This is a genomic window from Ochrobactrum teleogrylli, from assembly GCF_037482325.1.
GTDB lineage: Bacteria > Pseudomonadota > Alphaproteobacteria > Rhizobiales > Rhizobiaceae > Brucella > Brucella teleogrylli.
On sequence record NZ_JBBHKQ010000003.1, the window covers coordinates 13,192 to 32,015 of the forward strand.

The following is an 18,824-nucleotide window of genomic DNA, read 5'->3' on the forward strand; positions in this document are numbered from 1 at the left end:
ACTTTCAGTACCCCATCTCGGTTATGTCAGGTCGAAACGTTTTTAGCCCCAGAACGGCCGTGGCAAGACCACGGCTGACTTCACTTATCGTATTGATCGAGGCTGCGCCGCTCATAATGGGTAAGAGTTTCAGCGCGAGCTCCTTACCGAGTTCGACGCCCCACTGATCAAACGGATTGATTTCAAAGAGTTGCGCCTCCACGAAAACACGGTGTTCGAACAGCGCTATGAGCTGCCCGAGCGTGTGAGGATCGAGCTTTCGATAGAGAAGCGTGATTGACGGACGATCCCCGGAGAATTGACGATGCGGTGCGATGGCCTTAGCCTCAGATTCCGAACGCCCCTCAATATGAAGTCGTTCAAAAGCCTCCTGCAACATCCGCCCCTGCACAAGCGCCTCACCCTGAGCGAGACAGTTTGCGAGCAACAGGTCCTGGTGCTGCTGAAGGTCTGGTTCGTGCGATTGAGCCCCGATCAGGAATTCGACCGGAATAGTGTCAGTACCCTGGTGCAGGAGCTGAAAAAAGGCATGCTGGCCATTGGTGCCCGGCTCGCCCCATACGACGGGACCGGTCGGGGTGCGCGCTGGCTGTCCATCAAGTCTGGTTGCCTTGCCGTTGGATTCCATGTCGAGTTGCTGCACATAGGCTGGAAACCGGGCGAGGCGCTGATCATAGGGTATCAGTGCGCGTGAACCATAGCCCTGCGCTACTCGATGCCACCAGCCGACAAGTCCAAAGAGCACCGGCATGTTTTGCTCGATCGGCGCATGCCTAAAGTGCTGATCCATGCTGCGCGCGCCAGCGAGGAACTCTCGAAACGCGGCGGGACCGATCGCGATCATCAAAGGCAGTCCGATGGCCGACCAGATCGAGTATCGTCCACCGACCCAGTCCCAGAAGCCGAAACTTCGGTCGCGAGTTATACCGAACCGCTCGATCTTGTCCAAGGCGGTGGAGACAGCGCAGAAGTGGTGTGCAACGGCTTCCTCGCCCTGTGCGGCGACAACAAACCTGCGGGCAGTCTCGGCGTTGGTCATCGTTTCGATCGTGGTGAAAGTCTTCGATGCGATGATGAACAGCGTTGTTGCAGGATTGACCTTAGAGAGAACGCCGGTGATATCGGCGCTGTCGACGTTCGAGACGAAATGAATGCGCGGCCCGTCGTGATAGGGTGCGAGCGCCAATGTTGCCATTGCCGGGCCGAGATCGGATCCTCCTATTCCGATATTGACGATGTCGGTGAACCGATCGCCAGTGCTGGAGACGATCGCTCCTTCCCGGACGCCCTCGGCGAAATCCGACATCCGGGTAAGCACACTATCGACCTCATGGGCGACTGGAAACCCATCGGCTTTATAATCGTCAACGATGCTTCCGCGCAGCGCGACATGCAGCGCCGGCCTATCCTCTGTTATGTTTATCCGTTCTCCCGCGAACATACGATCACGGCGAGCCTCAATCCGTTTGGCATTGGCGAAGCGCACCAAACACTTCAGATCATCCCGCGACAGAGCGGTCTTCGAATAATCGAGGACAAGATCTTCATGGATCAACGAAAAATCGTCGAAGCGCGCGCTGTCACCATCGAAAAGCGTGCGTATGCCACGCGCAACCGCCGCTGTACCTCGATCATACAATTCCTCTTCAATCGATTTCAGACCGGGCGCAGTTGCTGACATCACCCCTCTCCTTTGAACAATCAATTTGGCGCGCCGAGTACCTCACGGCCACCGATCAACAATGGGAATCCGCGCGCCGTGCATTCGTCAAACGTCAGCGCGTTGGAACTGGTTTACTATCTACCTGCGAGTTTCAATGCCTCGGCGACGACTCGATCGGCTGTGATTCCAAAATGGGAATAGAGTTCCGGCGCCGGGCCGGATGCACCAAACGTTTCCATTCCGATGAAGATATCTGTCGGAGTGAGGAAGCGGTACCAGGACATTCCCACAGCCGCCTCGATCGCCACGCGCGGTGCGTTTCCAAGAACTTCGTTGCGGTAAGCTTCGTCCTGCTCCAGGAAAAGCTCGTGACTCGGCATGGAGACAACCGCTGCTGCAATACCTCTTGCGCGCAACGTTTCGGCAGCCTGCACCGCGATTTCAAGCTCGGAACCGCTAGCGAGCAAGGTGACATCCCGGTCACCTGCCACATCCTTCAAGATATAGCCTCCTTTGCGGGAGAGGTTTTTCTCCACGGAACCGGTACGCAGAAGGGGCAAATTCTGGCGCGAGAGCGAAAGAACAGATGGACGGGACTGATTGATTGCTATCTCCCAGGCTTCGACCGTCTCTATCGCATCGGCCGGACGAAACACCAGTAGACCCGGCGTCGCGCGAAGCATGGTCAGATGTTCTATCGGCTGATGTGTCGGACCGTCCTCGCCAAGGCCGATCGAGTCGTGTGTGAGCACGTAGATCACGCGCAATCCCATCAACGCCGAAAGCCGCATGGCGCCGCGCATATAATCGGAGAAGACGAGGAACGTGCCGCCGTAAGGAATGAAGCCGCCATGCAGCGCCAGTCCGTTCATCACCGCAGCCATGCCGTGTTCGCGAATGCCATAGCGGATGTACCGCCCCTCGTAGCTGTCGGCCTGCACGTCGCTGATACCCTTGGTCAGCGTGAAGACGGAGTGCGTCAGATCGGCCGAACCGCCTACGGTGAGCTCAGTCGCCTCGTTGATCACTCCGAGAACATCTTCCGAAGCCTTGCGGGTGGCAATCTTCGGCGCGTCGGCGAAAACCTTTTGCCGATATCGCTCCATCGAACCGGCAAAATCGCCCGGGAGGTCACCGCGGATCGATGCGTCGAATGCCGCTCGCTTCTCCGACCCCTCATGGCGCAACGTCCATTCCCTGCGCTTCGTCTTGCCGCGCTCTGCAGCGGTAAGCCAATTACTGCGCACGTCGTCAGGGATGACGAAAGGCTCAGTGCGCCAGTCAAGGTTCTCACGGGTCGCGGAGATTTCCTGTTCGCCGAGAGGCGCGCCGTGCGACTTCTCAGAACCGGCAAGCTTTGGCGAACCGTAACCGATCACCGTTTTGCACGCGATCAATGTCGGCTTGTCGGACGACCGCGCTGCCGCGATCGCCTGACGAATCGCTTCCTGATCGTGGCCATCGACACGCGTGGCATTCCAGCCGGAGGCCTGCACACGCTTGACCTGATCGGTGGACGTCGCCAGCGAGGTCGGGCCGTCGATCGATATGCCATTGTCGTCGAACAGGACGATCAGTTTGCCGAGCTTGAGATGACCGGCGAGATCGATGGCTTCCTGGCTGACACCCTCCATGAGGCAACCGTCGCCACAGAAAACATAGGTGTAGTGGTCAACGAGCTCGTCGCCAAAGCGGGCATTTTGTATGCGCTCTGCAAGCGCCATGCCGACGGCTGTGGTCAGGCCCTGTCCAAGCGGACCCGTCGTCGTCTCGATCCCGAGCGCATGGCCATATTCAGGGTGACCTGCCGTCTTGGAACCCAGGCGCCGGAACGACTGTAACTGCTCCATAGTCATATCTTCGTAGCCTAGCAGGTGATGCAGGGCGTAAAGCAGCATCGATCCATGTCCGTTCGAAAGAACGAACCTGTCGCGATCCGGCCAATCAGGGGCTGCGGGGTCAATGTTGATGAAGTCTGAAAACAGCACGGTCGCGACATCCGCCATGCCCATCGGCATCCCCGGATGACCGGAGTTCGCTTTCTGGACGGCGTCAATGGCGAGAAAGCGCAGGGCATTCGCCATGTCTGTGCCGCGATCGTCACGTGTTGTTGTCGAGAGCACGTTGAGCGAAGAGAGATTTTTCATTCCGTGGATCCTGTTTTGTCGGGCCCAAAGCGGGTGTTGCTACGGGCATGCCGGTATCGTTGAGGCTGCGCAGGCAGACGCACGCCCGACATCGCACCGCTCTCAAGCGATCAATGAATGGAGCGATGACCTGCAGTGAGTGATGCCAAGAGCCACCAGCAAGCAGATCAACTCGCTTGCTGGGCGAAGAGGCGGGCGGCAGAGAGCCAGCCCAGTCCTGCTTCGGTCGTGGCAGCCGGGATGTATTCGCACCCCAGCCGCCCTAGGTAGCCTGCTTTTGTCAGCGAGCGACAAATTGCAGGGAAATCGAGTGTCCCCGAGCCAGGCTCATGGCGACCCGGGAAATCGGCAATATGAACATGGGCAATCAGTGCTGCGTGCTTCATGATCTGCTGATGGACATCAAGTCCGGCACTGACGGTGTGAAACACGTCGAGGAGAAGGCCGAGATTATCGCCGCCCGCTTCAGCGATCGCATGGGCGGCCTGGTCCGGTGTAGAGATAAAATAGTCCGGCACGGCGCCTGCGCTCATCGGCTCGACGATAACACGAATGCCCCGCTTCTTTGCCTCCTGAGCCGCATAGGCGAGATTCTCGACATAGCAGTCCCAGTGGATATGGCTGCGTCTATCCGGAGGCAGCACACCAGCCATGGCATGGACCATCGAAACATTGATGGCCTCTGCATAGTCGAGCGCGTCTGCTACGCTGCGGCGGAACTGATCACGCTGATCGGGAAAGATGCCGATACCCTTTTCGCCCTTGTTCGCATCGCCGGAATACAGACCGAATTGTGTGTAGGATAGCCCTGCGGATTTCAGCCATTTCGCCATCTCTTCCGCCGGAACTGCATATGGCGCCGGGTATTCCACGGCATCAAAACCAGCACGCGCGGCAGCCGCGGCACGCTCGGAGAGCGGCAATTCGGAAAAGAGATAACCGATATGGGCGCTATAGAGAAAGGTCGACATCGTTTTCTGCACTTCTTCCTGATCGATCCCGGCAAAAAGCGGTCCTTGGCCAGGCGCCGGTATTATGGGCGCGCCTGGCCTTTGCCTGTTCGCGTCATCGGCCGGCGATGTTCCATCCTCGGCCGTGATCACCGAAACCTTCGCAGCCAGTGGCCGTGATGGCGACCGTGTCCTCAAGCTTGATAAAGCCGCGCTCTGTATGGTGGAGTTCCGTCTCGATGGAGATCACCATACCGGCCTCGAGAGGCTTTTCGCGATTATGAGCGGTGTATTGCGGGAAGGCCGTGCTCATGAGCCACGGCGCTTCATGGCTGACGATGCCCATGCCATGTGCTGAGAAGAACATCTTATTGCTGGCCGAGCATTGCGCCAGCGCCGCGTTGGCGTTCTCGAATATCTCTGCCCCGATCGTGCCGGCCTTGAGGTTCTTGCGCGCCGTCTGCTGGACGAGTTCGACCTGACCAAGCAAATCGACGAGTTCCGAGTCTGGTTCTTTCGTGTAGGCCATACGGCATACGTCACCGATATAGCCCTTGTAGTTGCCGCCGGAGTCGAGAGCCAGTGTCTCGCCGTCTTCCCAAATCTTGTCGTAAGGAGCACGGTTAAAGGCCGTGCCGACGTTGGTCAGCGCATACTCGAACTTCAGGCCGCGGGCCGTTTCTTCCTGGCGCAGTGCCTCGAAGAGAGTGAGCTTGCTAGTGCCGGGCCCGTGTTTCGAGATCACGGCGAGCATTGAATCGACGACCTTTTCGGACGCTTCTTTCAGAATCTTAAGTTCGGCCGGCGACTTCAGTGCACGCAGATACTCTAGCGTGTAGGTCGCATCTACCAGCTCTACCTCGTGAAGTTCTTCTTCCAAAACCCGGAATGCGTCGATCGGCAGGAAGCCTACTTCGATGCCGACCCGGCCCTTGGCGCCCTTGACCTGTTTCAGGAGATCAGCTGCGGCCTTTGCATAACCGGTGCTGACCTGGTTCTTGAGGTTGAGATTATGGACCCAGAAACTGCCGAGCTGCTTCTCATAGCGCTCCATGGGCGCGCCGACATAGCCCGAATCCAGCGGCCTTCCCTTCACATACACGAAGAACGGCAGATAACGACTGAGGCCATGCGCATCCATATAATCGTAGAAAAAGAAGCGATAGCCGCCGAGCAGATACTGAATGCTGTGCTTTGTGTTGACGAGAAGCGCGTCTAGTTTCGCTTCCTCCATCAGCCGATCCAGGCGGTCTGTATCAAACGGCGGCTTGCCTAGCCTGGAAGTATCCTCGACCGGATTTCCTTCGGAATATGCGAAACTCATGACGATGTCCTTTCAGTTCGATCAAAGCTTGGCTGTCGCGCCCGAACACCGGTCGGGCGTTCAATTTTTGTTGGATGGTGCTGTGGAGAGGGCTCAGTAGGTTCCGGCGCGCTGTGGCGTTCCTATCGGCACCGTTTCCGCACGCTGTTTCTCGTCGGGCATCTCGCCGCAGTCGAGGATCGACTGCGCTCGTTCATTGTCAATGGCACCGACCCAGCGACCGACGACAAGCGTAGCAATGATGTTGCTGGTCAGGTTTGTCGCTGCGCGGATTTCTGCCATGAACCGGTCGACGCCGACGAGCAGGGCAAGACCGGCCACCGGGAGCACTCCAATCGATGGCAGAGTTGCAGCCAAGGCGATGAACCCGCCACCGGTCACACCTGCCGCACCCTTCGAGGTAAACAACATGATCAGCAGGATCGTCAGCTGGTGCCACAAGGTAAGCTCAGTGTTCGTCGCATGTGCAATGAACAGAGTGGCCATGGTCATGTAGATGGCCGTGCCATCCATGTTGAAGGAGAAACCGGTCGGCATCACCAGGCCGATTACTTCCTTGCGCACGCCGAGATGCTCAAGCTTCGCCATCGATCGCGGAATCATCGTCTCTGCTGATGTCGCAGCGAACACGACCAGGATTTCGTCCTTGAAGTAAGACAGGACCTTCCACAGACTGAACCCGGCAATGCGCAAGAATGCCCCGAGCACGATAACGACAAACAGGATGCTGACGACATATACCGCAAGCACGAGCTGTCCTAGTTCGAGCAGCGAACCGAGGCCGTATTTGCCAATGGTGAAGGCCATTGCACCTGCCGCACCGAGCGGCGCGAAGCGCATGATAATGTTGACCATACCAAAGAGCGCATAGGATGCGGTCTCAAGCAGACTGATGAGTGGCTTTGCCTTGTCACCAATCTTGCACAGTGCAAGGCCGAAGAGCACGGCGACAAACAGGACCGGCAGGATCTCTCCGCTGACGAATGGCGACAGAAATGTCTGCGGTATGATGTTGATGAAGAAATCAACGAGCGTAACATCATGGGACTTTTGGACGAAGGTCGAAACGGCACCCGCGTCGAGCGTTGCGGGATCGGCGTTGATGCCGCGGCCGACAGGCCAGATGTTGCCGACCGCTAATCCGATCAAAAGCGCAATCGTGGAGGCCACCTCGAAATAGATAATCGCCTTGACGCCGATGCTGGCAACTTTGCGCATGTCTCCGATCGTGGCGATGCCGACGACGATCGTCAGGAAAATGATCGGGGTCACGATTGCTTTAATCGCGCGGATGAACACGTCGCCGAGCGGCTTCATCGCCACCGCAATCTGCGGCTCGAAGTAACCGATCGTCGTGCCAATCAAAACGCCTATAATGACCTGGACATAAAGTTTGCTCAGCCAGTGCAGGACAATACTCTTCCGCGCTTCACCGTCTGAGTTTGTTGAATGCAGTTCACGTGCCATGTTCTCCTCCCAGGAATCGATAGCCTCTATTTGGAGTGCACGGGGCCGGCTTCCCTCATCCCAACCGGCCCCGTACTTTTCTTCTGGTCCGATTATTCGGCGGCCTGCGCGACAGCCTCCGATCGCTTGTTTTTCACCACCACCTTGATCGCATCCTCAACACGATCCTTGGCGTAGCGAAGCGCCTCGGGAAGGTTCTCCATGTCGAAAGTGTGGGTGTGGATGATCCGTGCATCGAAACGCTTCTGCCGCATGAAGGCCTCGGCCCGGTGGGTCGCTGACTTGCCTTCTCCACGAATGCCGTAGAGGTAGATGTTGTTGCGGACCAGATATGCGACGTCGATCGGAACCTCTTCGCTGGGGAAGGCGGCAAGGCAGATCTTGCCGCCCCGGTTCAGCATGCGTGCCGCCTCATTAACGGCGTTGGGCGCCCCAGAGCATTCGACAACATAATCGACGCCCTTGCCGTCAGTGAGACGGCGAACCGCCTCGACGGCATCTTCCTTGCGAACGTTGATGACGTGGTCTGCTCCGAGCTGCTTGCCGATCTCCAAACGGTTGTCGCGGGTACCGGTCAGGATCACCGGCTGCGCGCCGAGCGCCTTGGCCACCGCCGCGCCGAGAAGTCCGATCGGACCCGGCCCACTGACGACGACCGATTCGCCGGCAACAAGGCCGCCAAGTTCGGTCAGACCATACATCGATGTGCCGGCGGTGACGACCAACGTCGCCTCCTCATCGCTCATGGAATCATCGACGTGGATCAGTGTGTTGACGTTGTTGACTTGATACTCGCAGAAGCCGCCGTCCGTGGTGAAACCATTGGCGCGATGCCCCTTGTCGACGTCACCATAATTCTTGCCGTAGTTGTGGCAGGAGGTGTACATTCCCTGGCGGCAGCGCTTGCATTGGCCGCACCCGGCATGGATCTCGACCGTCACGCGATCCCCGATATTGAATTCATCGACGCCTGGGCCGAGGGCAACGACCGTACCCATATATTCATGACCAGGCGTGAAGTTCTTGTTGAACGGCAGGCCGCCCTGGATCTGAGCCGGCGGTCCGTGAGCGATGATCTCAAGATCGGTCGCACAGATGGCAACAGCGTCGATCCGCACCAGGACCTCGGCCTTCTTCGGCGCGGGGACAGTCTTCTCGACCAACGTCAACTCCCCGGGATCGCCCAAAACCCATGCTTTCATTGTTTCCGGAACCGGAAAGTCGGGGTGCGTTTTCACGTTTGCTGCTTGCGACATACTTCTCCTCCTTTGGGAAATATTACTGAACAGACCAGTATAATTCTGTTCATTCAGATGAATAGCTACGAGATACCGTTGATAAACCCGCTTTATCCTTATTGCTGAAGCGATGTCTTCGTTAGTACCCGGTTTGTTTCTAGCAGAATCCTCCTGCGGCCTGTCATCGTCAATCAAACAGACCGCTCTTTCCCTATGTGAAAATCACGCTGCGGACGCGTCCGCTTGTTCAGCGCCGGCATAGGCAAGGATGGCGTCGACCTCATTGCGGGAACCGAAGACAAACGGCGCCCGCACATGTAGTCCCTCGGGATCGATTTCGAGCATTCGTCGGCGACCATCGGTGGCCGCCCCGCCTGCTTGTTCGATGCAGAACGCAATCGGATTCGTTTCGTAGATCTGACGCAGGCGGCCGTCCCTGTAACCTTCGCGTCGATCACCGGGATAAAGAAACACCCCGCCGCGCTGCAGGATCCGGTAGGTATCGGCAACGAGCGATCCTGCATAACGCATGCCGAAATCCCGTCCGCGTGGCCCATCCTTGCCGGCCTCGGCGTCCTCGATGTAGCGCCGGATCCCCTCGGCCCAGTGACGACGGTTAGACGCGTTGATCGAGTACTCGCGTGTCTCTGGCGGAATCTCATGTCCTTTAACCATCAAGGCAAAACCCCTGCCCTCCCCGACATGAATAAAGGTTTGGGTCCCCAACCCGATGGTGAGCACGAGCAGCAATTGCGCGCCATAGATGAAGAAGCCGGCGGCGAGCTGGTTAACGCCTGGCTGCTCGAATGCCGAGCGGGGGCCCGTATTGCCGTCTGCTTTCAAGGGCAGCAACGAAAAGATCGTGCCGACGGCAGTGTTCGTTTCGATGTTGGAAGAACCGTCCAGTGGATCGATGGCCAGCGCCAGCTTTCCAACGCCGCCAAGGTCGATGGGCTCCCGCCGCTCTTCGGATCCGTACACACGCACTGGCGATTGACTAGCCGCAGCGCGAAAAGCCTCGTCGGCGAAGACATCGAGAGGCTTTTGCACCTCGCCGCTAGGGTTGGATGTGTGATCATCTGCAGGCCGCAATTCCGGAACCCGGCCAGTAGCGATCGCTCGATGGACCGCTACCGCAGCGGTCGATAGGCGCAACACGGTTTGCCCGACTTCGCGCGATAGAGCCGACGAAGCATGCTCGTCGAGGTAGTCTGCGAGAGAATGGGTCATATGAAACTCCCTTGCGTTGAGGTCACGAAATGGCTCACTCCGGCTCGTGCCAGGTGCGACCATCACGTTCGATCAGCGCGATGGCGCTGGATGGCCCCCAGGTACCGGAAGCATAGCCCTGGACCTTCTGTTCGGTTTCCTGCCAGGCGGCGAGGATCGGATCGACCCATTCCCAGGCGGCCTCCACTTCATCGCGGCGCATGAACAGGGACTGGTCGCGGCGGATCACGTCCATCAGCAGGCGTTCGTAAGCATCCGGCTGGCGCACGCTGAACTGTTCGGCGAAGCTCATGTCGAGCGACACTTGCCTCAGCCGCATGCCGCCCGGACCGGGGTCCTTGATCATTAGCCATTGTTTGACGCCCTCGCCCGGCTGCAGACGCAAGACCAGGCGGTTTTGCGAGATATGCCCGCTCGACGCATCGAAAATCGACAGCGGAATGGGTTTGAAGGTGACGACGATTTCGGAAGCGCGGGTCGGCATGCGCTTTCCCGTGCGAAGATAGAAGGGCACGCCCGCCCATCGCCAGTTGTTGACCTCGGCCTTCAGCGCGACGAAAGTTTCCGTATCGCTCGCGGGTCCGCCAAGGTCATCGAGATAAGCTTGAACCGCGCCACCGTCGCCTGCCCCAGCCCGGTACTGACCGCGAACCGTCATTTGTCCGACATTCGCCGCGGTGATCGGCTTCAGAGCCCGCAGCACCTTCAGCTTCTCGTCACGGATTGCGTCGGCCTTGAATGTCGATGGCGGTTCGAGCGCCACGAGCGCAAGAAGCTGCAGGAGATGGTTCTGCACCATGTCGCGCAGCGCGCCCGCGGTGTCGTAGTATCCGGCCCGGCTGCCGAGACCGACGCTTTCGGCAACGGTGATCTGGACATGGTCGATGAAGGATGAGTTCCATACCGGATCGTAGAGCGTGTTGGCAAAGCGCAGCGCCATCAGGTTTTGCACTGTCTCCTTACCGAGATAGTGGTCGATCCGGAAAACCTGATCTTCATTGAAGTGGCGGGCAATCTCGGCGTTCAGGTCGCGCGCCGAAATCAGGTCGCGGCCTATCGGCTTCTCGATCACCAACCGCGTTCTGGTGTTGATGAGGCCGAAGGACTTGAGCTTGGCGGCAATGGCCCCGAAAATAGACGGCGCTACCGCGAGGTAGAAGGCACGGATCCGATCAGAGCCCCCTTTCTCGAGAAATGCTTTCAGTTCCTTCCAGCCATTCGCGCCGGTCGCATCGACGCTGATGTAAGACAGGCGTGAAAGAAAGCGTTCGAGCACATTGCTGCTGAGGTCGGCGGGCGTCACATGCGTCTGTAAAGCTTTGCGCGCGAATTCGCGGTAGTCGTCATCCGTGCGTGCAGTGCGGGAGACTCCGACGATTCGCGCGGCGTCCGGCAGGTTGTTGTCGCGATCGCGATGAAAAAGTGCCGGCAGCAGCTTGCGTTCGGCAAGATCTCCGCCCCCTCCGAATATGACATAGTCGAAAAGGTCGACTGTCGTGGTGAGACTGCTCATCCTTCCGCTCCCTCACACTGCCGGCCACTGATGATGGTAAACACCTTCGGCATCGAGGCGTCGGAACGTATGGGCGCCAAAAAGATCACGCTGCCCCTGGATGAGGTTTGCCGATCCCCGCGCCCGACGATAATCATCGAAATAGGCGAGCGATGCCGAAAGCGCCGGTATGGGGATGCCCGCTTTCACGGCCTTTGCGACCACACTGCGCAGCGCTTGCTGGCCTTCGCTCACCCGCTTCGTGAAGGATGGTTGCTGGAGAAGATTGGCAACTTCGTTGCCTGCCTCATAGGCTTCGGTGATATCCTTGAGGAAGACCGATCGAATGATGCAGCCAGCGCGCCAGATTCGGGCGATCTCGCCCAGCGGCAGATTCCACGCGTACTCACGTGATGCGGCCGACATGATCGCATAGCCCTGCGCGTAAGCGATGATCTTTGCCGTTTCCAGTGCCGCTTCAAGCTCATCGAGGCTCGTTTCATCAACAACGAAGGCGTCAGTGGCAAGGGCCATGTTCGAATAAATTTTGCTGGTCGAGAGCCTCTGCGAGCGCAGGGACGACAGGCTTCGTGCCGAAACCGCGGCTTCAAGCGTCGTCGCGCCAATGCCCAGCTTCTGCGCCTCTATAACCGACCAACGACCTGTTCCCTTCTGGCCGGCCTCATCAACTATGACATCGACCAACGGCTTGCCGGTCTGGGAATCCTGCTCAGCGAGAACCGTCGCGCTGATCTCGATCAGATAGGACGACAAACCCCGCTTGTTCCAATCGCGGAAAACGGTCGACATTTGCGAGGCGGGAAGGCCCATGCCGTCACGCATGATGCTGTAGATCTCGGCAATCATTTGCATGTCGGCATATTCAATGCCGTTATGGATCGTCTTGACGAAATGGCCGGCGCCATCGGGACCAAGCCAGGCAACGCAAGGGCTGCCTTCATACTTTGCAGAAATCGGCTCGAGCAGAGGCTTCAGTCTGGACCAGACACGCTGATCGCCACCGACCATGATCGATGGGCCATGGCGGGCACCGAGCTCGCCGCCAGAGACACCCATCCCAACGAAATGGAAACCACGATCATCCCATTTGCGATTGCGGGAGACCGTATCATTGAAATCGGTATTGCCAGCATCGATGACGATATCGCCTTCTTCCAGCAATGGCGCCAGCACCTCAAGTTGCTCGTCTACTGCGGCGCCTGCGTTAACCATCAGCACGATCACGCGCGGAGAACGCAGAGAGGCGACGAAAGCTTCAAGGGAGCTTTGAGGATAGAGGCGATCGGCAAGATCCGGATTATCCGCGCGCAGTTTTTCCGCCTTACCGGCCGTTCGATTGAAGAGCGCGACCTCGGACCCTTTCTCGGCAAAATTGAGCGCGAGCATGGCGCCCATCGTTCCGAGACCAACAACACCCAAGTCTGCTATTTTTTTAATCATCACTTCCTCATAATCGATAGATGGTGTTCCATCATCAATACATCGGAAGTTTTTTTGCGTCTCTTTTCGGTTTTCTTATTTTACATTGTGAAAATAAACCACAGAGCAAATTAGTATACACGTAATTTGTTGCTATATTTACATAACGATGCTTAAAGGCGGGGCAGGATTGAACACTGTCAATCCTGCCCCGCCAACAAGCAGCGGCTCCAACCATGGCGGGATAGGCCGCAAATCAGTCACGACTGACCGAGATCAGGCAGCTGCGAGCCGCAGCTCCTTTTGGACCATGTGGCGCAACGTGCCGAGATCCCTGGCGAAAGCACGGATGCCTTCCGCGAGCTTTTCCGTCGCCATCGCATCTTCGTTCATCATCCAGCGGAAGGTCCTCTCATCGACACTAATTCTGGCCATCGGCTTGATTGTCTCCGGCGAAAGCTTGCGCTCCAGCTTGCTTTGATCGTTCGACAGTTCGTCGAGCAGGTTCGGAGCGATCGTCAGACGATCGCAACCGGCCAGCGCCTCGATTTCGCCAGCGCTGCGGAAGGAGGCGCCCATGACAATCGTCCTGATGTCGTTGGCCTTGTAGTAGTTGTAGATATCGCGGACGGACTGCACACCCGGATCTTCATCAGGGGTGTATTCCTTGCCGGTCGATTTCTTGTACCAGTCGAGAATGCGGCCAACGAAAGGCGAAATCAGGAAGACCTTTGCATCGGCGCAGGCAACGGCCTGGACCTTCGAGAAGAGAAGGGTCAGGTTGCAGTCAATACCTTCTTTTTGCAGCACTTCGGCGGCTCGTATTCCCTCCCACGTCGAGGCAAGCTTGATTAGGATCCGATCCCTGTCGATACCGCGCTCCTTGTATGCGGCGATGATCGACCGCGCCTTGGCAAGCGAAGCTTCGGTATCGAAAGACAGGTCGGCGTCGACTTCCGTCGAGACGCGACCTGGCACGAGCTCCACGAGCGCAGCGCCGACAGAAATTGCCAGGCGGTCGGCAACGGCTGCCGAAACGGCTTCGTGGCTGCCGCCCTGTTTCCTTCCCCAGGCAACGCCTTCCTTGATGGCCTCAGCAAACATAGGCGTGCCGAGAGCCTTAAGGACGATACTCGGGTTAGTGGTGCAATCGACCGGCTTCAGCCGTGCAACCGCCTCGATATCGCCGGTATCGGCAACCACCGTGGTGATGTCTCGGAGTTGGTCGAGTTTGGATTTCATGGCGATACCCTTTCTAGTGCGGATCGATTATGGCCTCGATCGCCTGAGCTTTGAAATATTGAAATCATAGCCGAGCGCGCACGCCGGATTGCGCCCGCCCAGGCGAATTACAAACGTCGTGGCGGCACTATACGAAACAGCCGGCCGGCATCCGCCCCGACAAGTCTCGAGCACATTCGACGACCGTGCGAGCGATATGCTTGCGATATTCGTCGCTGGCGCGTTTTCGCGGTATTGTAGCACCAATGGAGCAGACAACTGCGCCGGACTTGTCGCGAACGACAGCCCCATAGCCGACAAGATCAGTGCGAAACTCGCCGTCATCCATTGCGAAACCGGACCGGCGAACAAGTCGGAGCTCTTCTATCAGGCTTCCCAAGGACGTGATCGTCTTGTCGGTAAATGCCGTCAAACCATTGTCAGCGACAACTCGAGCAAGTTCTGCCTCAGGGAGCCAGGCGAGGATAGCCTTGCCGGGAGCCGACGCGTGGACCGTATGAAGTTTGGTGTACTCCCTGAGATCCAGCTGAGGCGTGATATGCGAAGGCAGCTGGATGTGCGTGACCAGTGCAGCCCCCCGCAGTACCGCCATCTGGACCGCCTCGCGAAGATTGACGTTCAGTTCCTGAAGGTTCGCCCGAACAAATTCGGCCAGATTGTAGTCCCGCGACGATTGTCGCGAGATCGTCTCAAGACGCGAACTCAGGGAATATCCGCCACTCCTTCCGCCATAGACGACATATCCCCGCTTAACCAAGGTTTTCACCAGATGATGGCATGTCGAAAGGTTTATTTCGGCAACCTTGGCAATTTCGTTGAGCATCAACGGAGCGTCACGCAACGACAATGCTTCGAGAATGGAAAGGGCTCGATCAACCGATTGTATGCTTTTTGCGTCGCTCTTTTCTGAATCTGCTGTCGCTATCTGATATTGGCCCTGACGAGTCTGCGCCTCTCGCCATACCCTGTGACTAACGGCTCCCATTATGCTCCTCCAGCATAAGTTCCATGACAGAGAGTATGAAGCTTGGTGGTCCAACGTCAACACAGCGAATAGGGCAATTTCATAATGTGAAATCCGCGTCTGCTTACGCAAAAGGAACCCAGCGTCCCCGTTTCAACGTCCGGTAGATGAGATAACCGGACAAAATATTCGATTTCATTTTCACCTGATGAAATCCGGATTTTCAACATTGACCCGGTCATGGCCGACATCTGTAATTCAGGAAAAGGGATGATTGGGATGATGACGGACGAGAACCGCTACCCCGCCGTCCGAGCAGGAGGAGTTAGTACATGAGGGATGGGCTGAAGGTCATGAGTACGCTCGCTGTCGAGCTGGCGCTGAAATCGGTGCTCCTGCCCTCGTGGCAGACCGAAAGTAGACGAGTTGCGGTCGACTGGAACCCAACGGGCGTGCTGATCGATCGCGTTCGCAATGGAGAACGAGGAGATGTCCTGATCGCGATTGATGAACCGATCTCGAACCTCGTCGAAGCCGGCATATTGCGTGCCGGATCGGTTCGGCCGATTGCCCGGGCGAGTTTTGGTCTTGGTGCGCGGAGTGGTGCGGCCGTGCCTGACATATCGACACCAGAGCGATTCAGGCAGGCGCTGCTATCAGCACGATCCGTTGCATACTCGCAAACGGGCGCCAGTGGTATCCATTTCAGACACGTCCTCGAACGTCTGGGCATCACGGACGCTATCAACGCGAAGGCTACCATCATCCATGCCGGCTTCACAGCCGACAAGGTCATTTCGGGCGAGGCGGACCTGGCCGTGCAGCAGATCAGTGAGCTGATGTCGATTGTCGGTATCCACTTGGTTGGGCCATTTCCGGATCCCTATCAAAAGCATACCGATTTCTCGGCCGCGATCTTCGCCGAAGCCCGCAATCCCGAAGCAGCCGAAGCCTTCGTCGATCATCTGAGCAATAGCAAGGCGGCCGCGATCTACGCGCGGTCAGGCCTTCTGCCGCGGCTACAGGTAGCGTCGTAGGATTGGAGGGTAACATGACGAAAGTTCCGCCACGCATCGTTCTCTTCCATGCAACGCCGGTCGCCATGGAGCCTATCGCCGCTGCCATGGCAAGGCATTGGCCGGAAGCAGAGGCCGTCAACCTGCTCGACGACGGCTTGACGATCGATCGCGCAAAGGAAGGAGCGGAGATTTCTGAAGAGCTGATCGATCGCTTTGTTGACTTTGGCCGCTACGCGCAAAGGATCGGGGCCGATGGCATCCTGATCACATGCTCCGCTTTCGGGCCTGCGATCGACCGCATGGTCAAGGAACTGCCCCTCCCAATCCTGCGCCCCAACGAGGCCATGTTCCGTGAGGCCATCGCATCCGGCAGCCGCATCGGCATGCTGGCGACCTTCGCGCCGGCCGTCTCGACCATGGAAGAAGAGTTCCAGCAATTTGTTGCAGAGACCGGCGCGGCGAGCACTCTGGACACGATTGTCGTTCCTGATGCGATTGATCTTCTGCGGCGCGGCGATGCGACAACTCACAATCGCCTCGTCGCGGACATGGCACCGCTTTTTGCCGATCGGGACGCGATCATGCTGGCTCATTTCTCTACCTCCCGGGCGGCAGAAGAGGTGCGACGCAAGGTTGACAGGCCCGTCCTTACCGCGCCCGACGCCGCGGTCATGCGCATGAAAACACTGGTCATGGAGTAAGCGATGCTGCTCGGCGTAATTGCAGACGATTTCACCGGAGCGAGCGATATTGCCAACACGCTCGCCAAGGGCCTTCCCGGACAGGGTGGCCTTGCTACGTCACAGTTCATGGGGGTGCCGGCCAGCGATGCGGCGCCCGATATCGAAGCCGGCGTGATTTCGCTGAAGTCGCGCTCCGTACCCGTTAAGGAAGCCGTCGAACGGTCCCTTGAAGCGTTTCACTGGCTCAAGGCACAGGGCTGCCACCAGTTCGTCTTCAAGTATTGCTCGACGTTCGATTCCACCCCGGAGGGCAATATCGGACCCGTTGCCGAAGCACTTGCCGACGCACTTGGGGTGAAAGGGGTCGTCGCCTGCCCTGCTTTTCCAGCAATGGGCCGCACAGTCTATCAGGGGCATCTTTTTGTTAATGACAAGCTCCTGAACGAATCCGGAATGCAGAACCATCCGCTGACGCCTATGACGGATGCGAACATCCGCCGATGGCTGCGGCAGCAGACGCGGTCCGAGGTGGGACTGGTCCCGACCGCTATCCTTCGTCAGGGCGCCGAGGCTGTAGGCCACGCTCTGCGGACCGCCGCCGATGGCGGCGAAACGCTCGTGATCGTGGATGCCGTCGATGACGAGGATCTGGTGACCATCGGCCGCGCCTGTGCGGACGCCCCTCTTCTGACGGGCGGCTCGGGGATCGCGCTCGGGCTCGCCGCAAATTTCATCGCAAAGGGACTCGCAGTCGGCAGACGCGGCAGCTTCAAAGGGGTCAGCGGTCCGGAGGCAATCCTTGCCGGGAGCTGCTCTGGCGCGACGCGCGGCCAGGTCGACGTTCACACCCGTAATCATCCAGCCATGACGGTGTCGGTCGACGACGTAATGAATGGGCGGACGAAGCCGAGCGACCTCGTCAACTTTATTCAAGCCAATCATGGCAAGGCTCCACTGGTCTATTCATCGAGCGGTCCCGAGGATGTAGCGGCCGCACAGGCTCGTTATGGTCGGCATCAAGTCTCCGAACGGCTCGAAGGTCTCTTTGCGTCTGCCGCGCGTCAACTAGTGGACAGCGGCGTAAGCCGCCTTGTCGTCGCCGGTGGCGAGACCTCTGGCGCAGTCGCCCAGGCCCTTGATCTCGGCGATCTGGCGATCGGACCGGAGGTAAGCCCCGGCGTCCCGGTGCTTGTCAGCCGCCGCAAAAACCTGGCGTTGGCATTGAAATCCGGCAATTTTGGCGGACCCAATTTCTTCGAGGAAGCCCTGTCCGCTCTTTCTGGAGGAACACGGCAATGAACGAGGAAGCGGAACTGCGCAGAAAGCTCGTGCGCATGGGAGAGCTACTGTATACGCGCCAGCTTGCCCATGGCAGCGCTGGCAATCTTTCGGTCAAGCTCGACGATGGTTGCATCCTTGTCACGCCAACGAATTCGAGTCTCGGCTTCCTGGAAGAGGATCGCATCTCGAAACTCTCGCCGGACGGAAAGCTGATCGGCGGCGACCAACCGTCGAAGGAATATTTCTTCCACCTGGCGGTTTATGAAGAAAGACCGGCTGCGCGGGCCGTCGTGCATTTACATTCGACCTATTCTGTTGCCGTCTCCTGCCTCTGCCATGAACGGACGGACGATGTCTTGCCGCCGCTCACCGCTTATCATGTCATGCGCGTCGGACGGCTGCCGCTTGTACGCTATTTCCGGCCGGGCGACCGGGCCTTGGCAAACGAAGTGAAGAAAGTATCACGAGATCACCGGTCCATGCTGCTTGCCAATCACGGGCCGATCGTCTCCGGGGCAAGCTTGGAAGAAGCAGTCTACGCCTACGAGGAACTTGAGGAGACGGCAAAGCTCTTCTTCATCCTTGGGGACAGAAAGACTTCGCCGCTGCGCGCCGAGGAAATTGCCGAGATCAACAGGACCTTTCCCAACTGAAGCCCCCGACGAACTCGGAGGCAATGGACCT

The 18,824-nt window shown here is 58.1% G+C and carries 15 protein-coding genes; 4 read left to right on the forward strand and 11 right to left on the reverse strand.

Going from position 1 to position 18,824, the window contains the following annotated elements; genetic code table 11:
* Positions 1-4 precede the first annotated feature (4 nt).
* The 11 genes from pgi to WIX40_RS22700 all read right to left on the reverse strand — a co-directional run bounded on the left by pgi (position 5) and on the right by WIX40_RS22700 (position 15,178).
* Positions 5-1,681: a glucose-6-phosphate isomerase gene (gene pgi / locus WIX40_RS22650; protein ID WP_182506662.1), complete on the reverse strand. Its 1,677-nt coding sequence runs from the start codon at positions 1,679-1,681 to the stop codon at positions 5-7.
* 116 nt (positions 1,682-1,797) lie between these two features.
* Positions 1,798-3,810 (reverse strand): transketolase, encoded by a 2,013-nt coding sequence (gene tkt / locus WIX40_RS22655; RefSeq protein ID WP_182506661.1) that lies wholly within the window; start codon positions 3,808-3,810, stop codon positions 1,798-1,800.
* A 167-nt stretch (positions 3,811-3,977) separates the two neighbouring features.
* Positions 3,978-4,913: a hydroxypyruvate isomerase family protein gene (locus WIX40_RS22660; protein ID WP_339442434.1), complete on the reverse strand. Its 936-nt coding sequence runs from the start codon at positions 4,911-4,913 to the stop codon at positions 3,978-3,980.
* Positions 4,876-6,084: a M24 family metallopeptidase gene (locus tag WIX40_RS22665; protein ID WP_182506659.1), complete on the reverse strand. Its 1,209-nt coding sequence runs from the start codon at positions 6,082-6,084 to the stop codon at positions 4,876-4,878. The genes WIX40_RS22660 and WIX40_RS22665 overlap by 38 nt, the downstream gene beginning before the upstream one ends.
* Positions 6,085-6,177: 93 nt before the next feature.
* Positions 6,178-7,551 carry a C4-dicarboxylate transporter DctA gene (gene dctA, locus WIX40_RS22670; protein WP_182506658.1) on the reverse strand — a complete coding sequence of 458 codons (1,374 nt, stop codon included), beginning with the start codon at positions 7,549-7,551 and terminating at the stop codon, positions 6,178-6,180.
* Positions 7,552-7,643: 92 nt separating this feature from the next.
* Entirely contained in the window at positions 7,644-8,807 is a 1,164-nt protein-coding gene (locus WIX40_RS22675; protein ID WP_182506657.1) for a zinc-dependent alcohol dehydrogenase, read from the reverse strand.
* Positions 8,808-9,011: 204 nt separating this feature from the next.
* The gene (locus WIX40_RS22680) at positions 9,012-10,019 is read right to left on the reverse strand and encodes a class 1 fructose-bisphosphatase (RefSeq protein WP_182506656.1); all 1,008 of its coding nucleotides are present in this window, start codon (positions 10,017-10,019) and stop codon (positions 9,012-9,014) included.
* Positions 10,020-10,053: 34 nt separating this feature from the next.
* Positions 10,054-11,532, reverse strand: a complete 1,479-nt coding sequence (gene zwf / locus WIX40_RS22685; protein ID WP_182506655.1) for a glucose-6-phosphate dehydrogenase — start codon at positions 11,530-11,532, stop codon at positions 10,054-10,056.
* A 12-nt stretch (positions 11,533-11,544) separates the two neighbouring features.
* Positions 11,545-12,972 carry an NADP-dependent phosphogluconate dehydrogenase gene (gene gnd, locus WIX40_RS22690; RefSeq protein WP_262077773.1) on the reverse strand — a complete coding sequence of 476 codons (1,428 nt, stop codon included), beginning with the start codon at positions 12,970-12,972 and terminating at the stop codon, positions 11,545-11,547.
* Between the two features lie 255 nt (positions 12,973-13,227).
* On the reverse strand, positions 13,228-14,193 hold the full coding sequence (gene tal / locus WIX40_RS22695; protein ID WP_182506653.1) for a transaldolase: 966 nt from the start codon (positions 14,191-14,193) through the stop codon (positions 13,228-13,230).
* Positions 14,194-14,320: 127 nt separating this feature from the next.
* Positions 14,321-15,178: an IclR family transcriptional regulator gene (locus tag WIX40_RS22700; RefSeq protein ID WP_318281707.1), complete on the reverse strand. Its 858-nt coding sequence runs from the start codon at positions 15,176-15,178 to the stop codon at positions 14,321-14,323.
* A gap of 332 nt (positions 15,179-15,510) precedes the next feature.
* On the opposite strand from WIX40_RS22700, the gene WIX40_RS22705 reads away from it, so the two are divergent.
* From WIX40_RS22705 to otnC, 4 genes are read left to right on the forward strand one after another with little or no spacing between them, the layout of a single operon-like run.
* Complete coding sequence (locus WIX40_RS22705) at positions 15,511-16,194, forward strand: molybdate ABC transporter substrate-binding protein (RefSeq protein WP_182506651.1); 684 nt, start codon at positions 15,511-15,513, stop codon at positions 16,192-16,194.
* 14 nt (positions 16,195-16,208) lie between these two features.
* Positions 16,209-16,877, forward strand: a complete 669-nt coding sequence (locus tag WIX40_RS22710; RefSeq protein ID WP_182506650.1) for an aspartate/glutamate racemase family protein — start codon at positions 16,209-16,211, stop codon at positions 16,875-16,877.
* A 3-nt stretch (positions 16,878-16,880) separates the two neighbouring features.
* Positions 16,881-18,158, forward strand: a complete 1,278-nt coding sequence (otnK, locus tag WIX40_RS22715) for a 3-oxo-tetronate kinase (protein ID WP_182506649.1) — start codon at positions 16,881-16,883, stop codon at positions 18,156-18,158.
* The gene (gene otnC / locus WIX40_RS22720; protein ID WP_182506648.1) at positions 18,155-18,793 is read left to right on the forward strand and encodes a 3-oxo-tetronate 4-phosphate decarboxylase; all 639 of its coding nucleotides are present in this window, start codon (positions 18,155-18,157) and stop codon (positions 18,791-18,793) included. The genes otnK and otnC overlap by 4 nt, the downstream gene beginning before the upstream one ends.
* Positions 18,794-18,824: the final 31 nt, after the last annotated feature.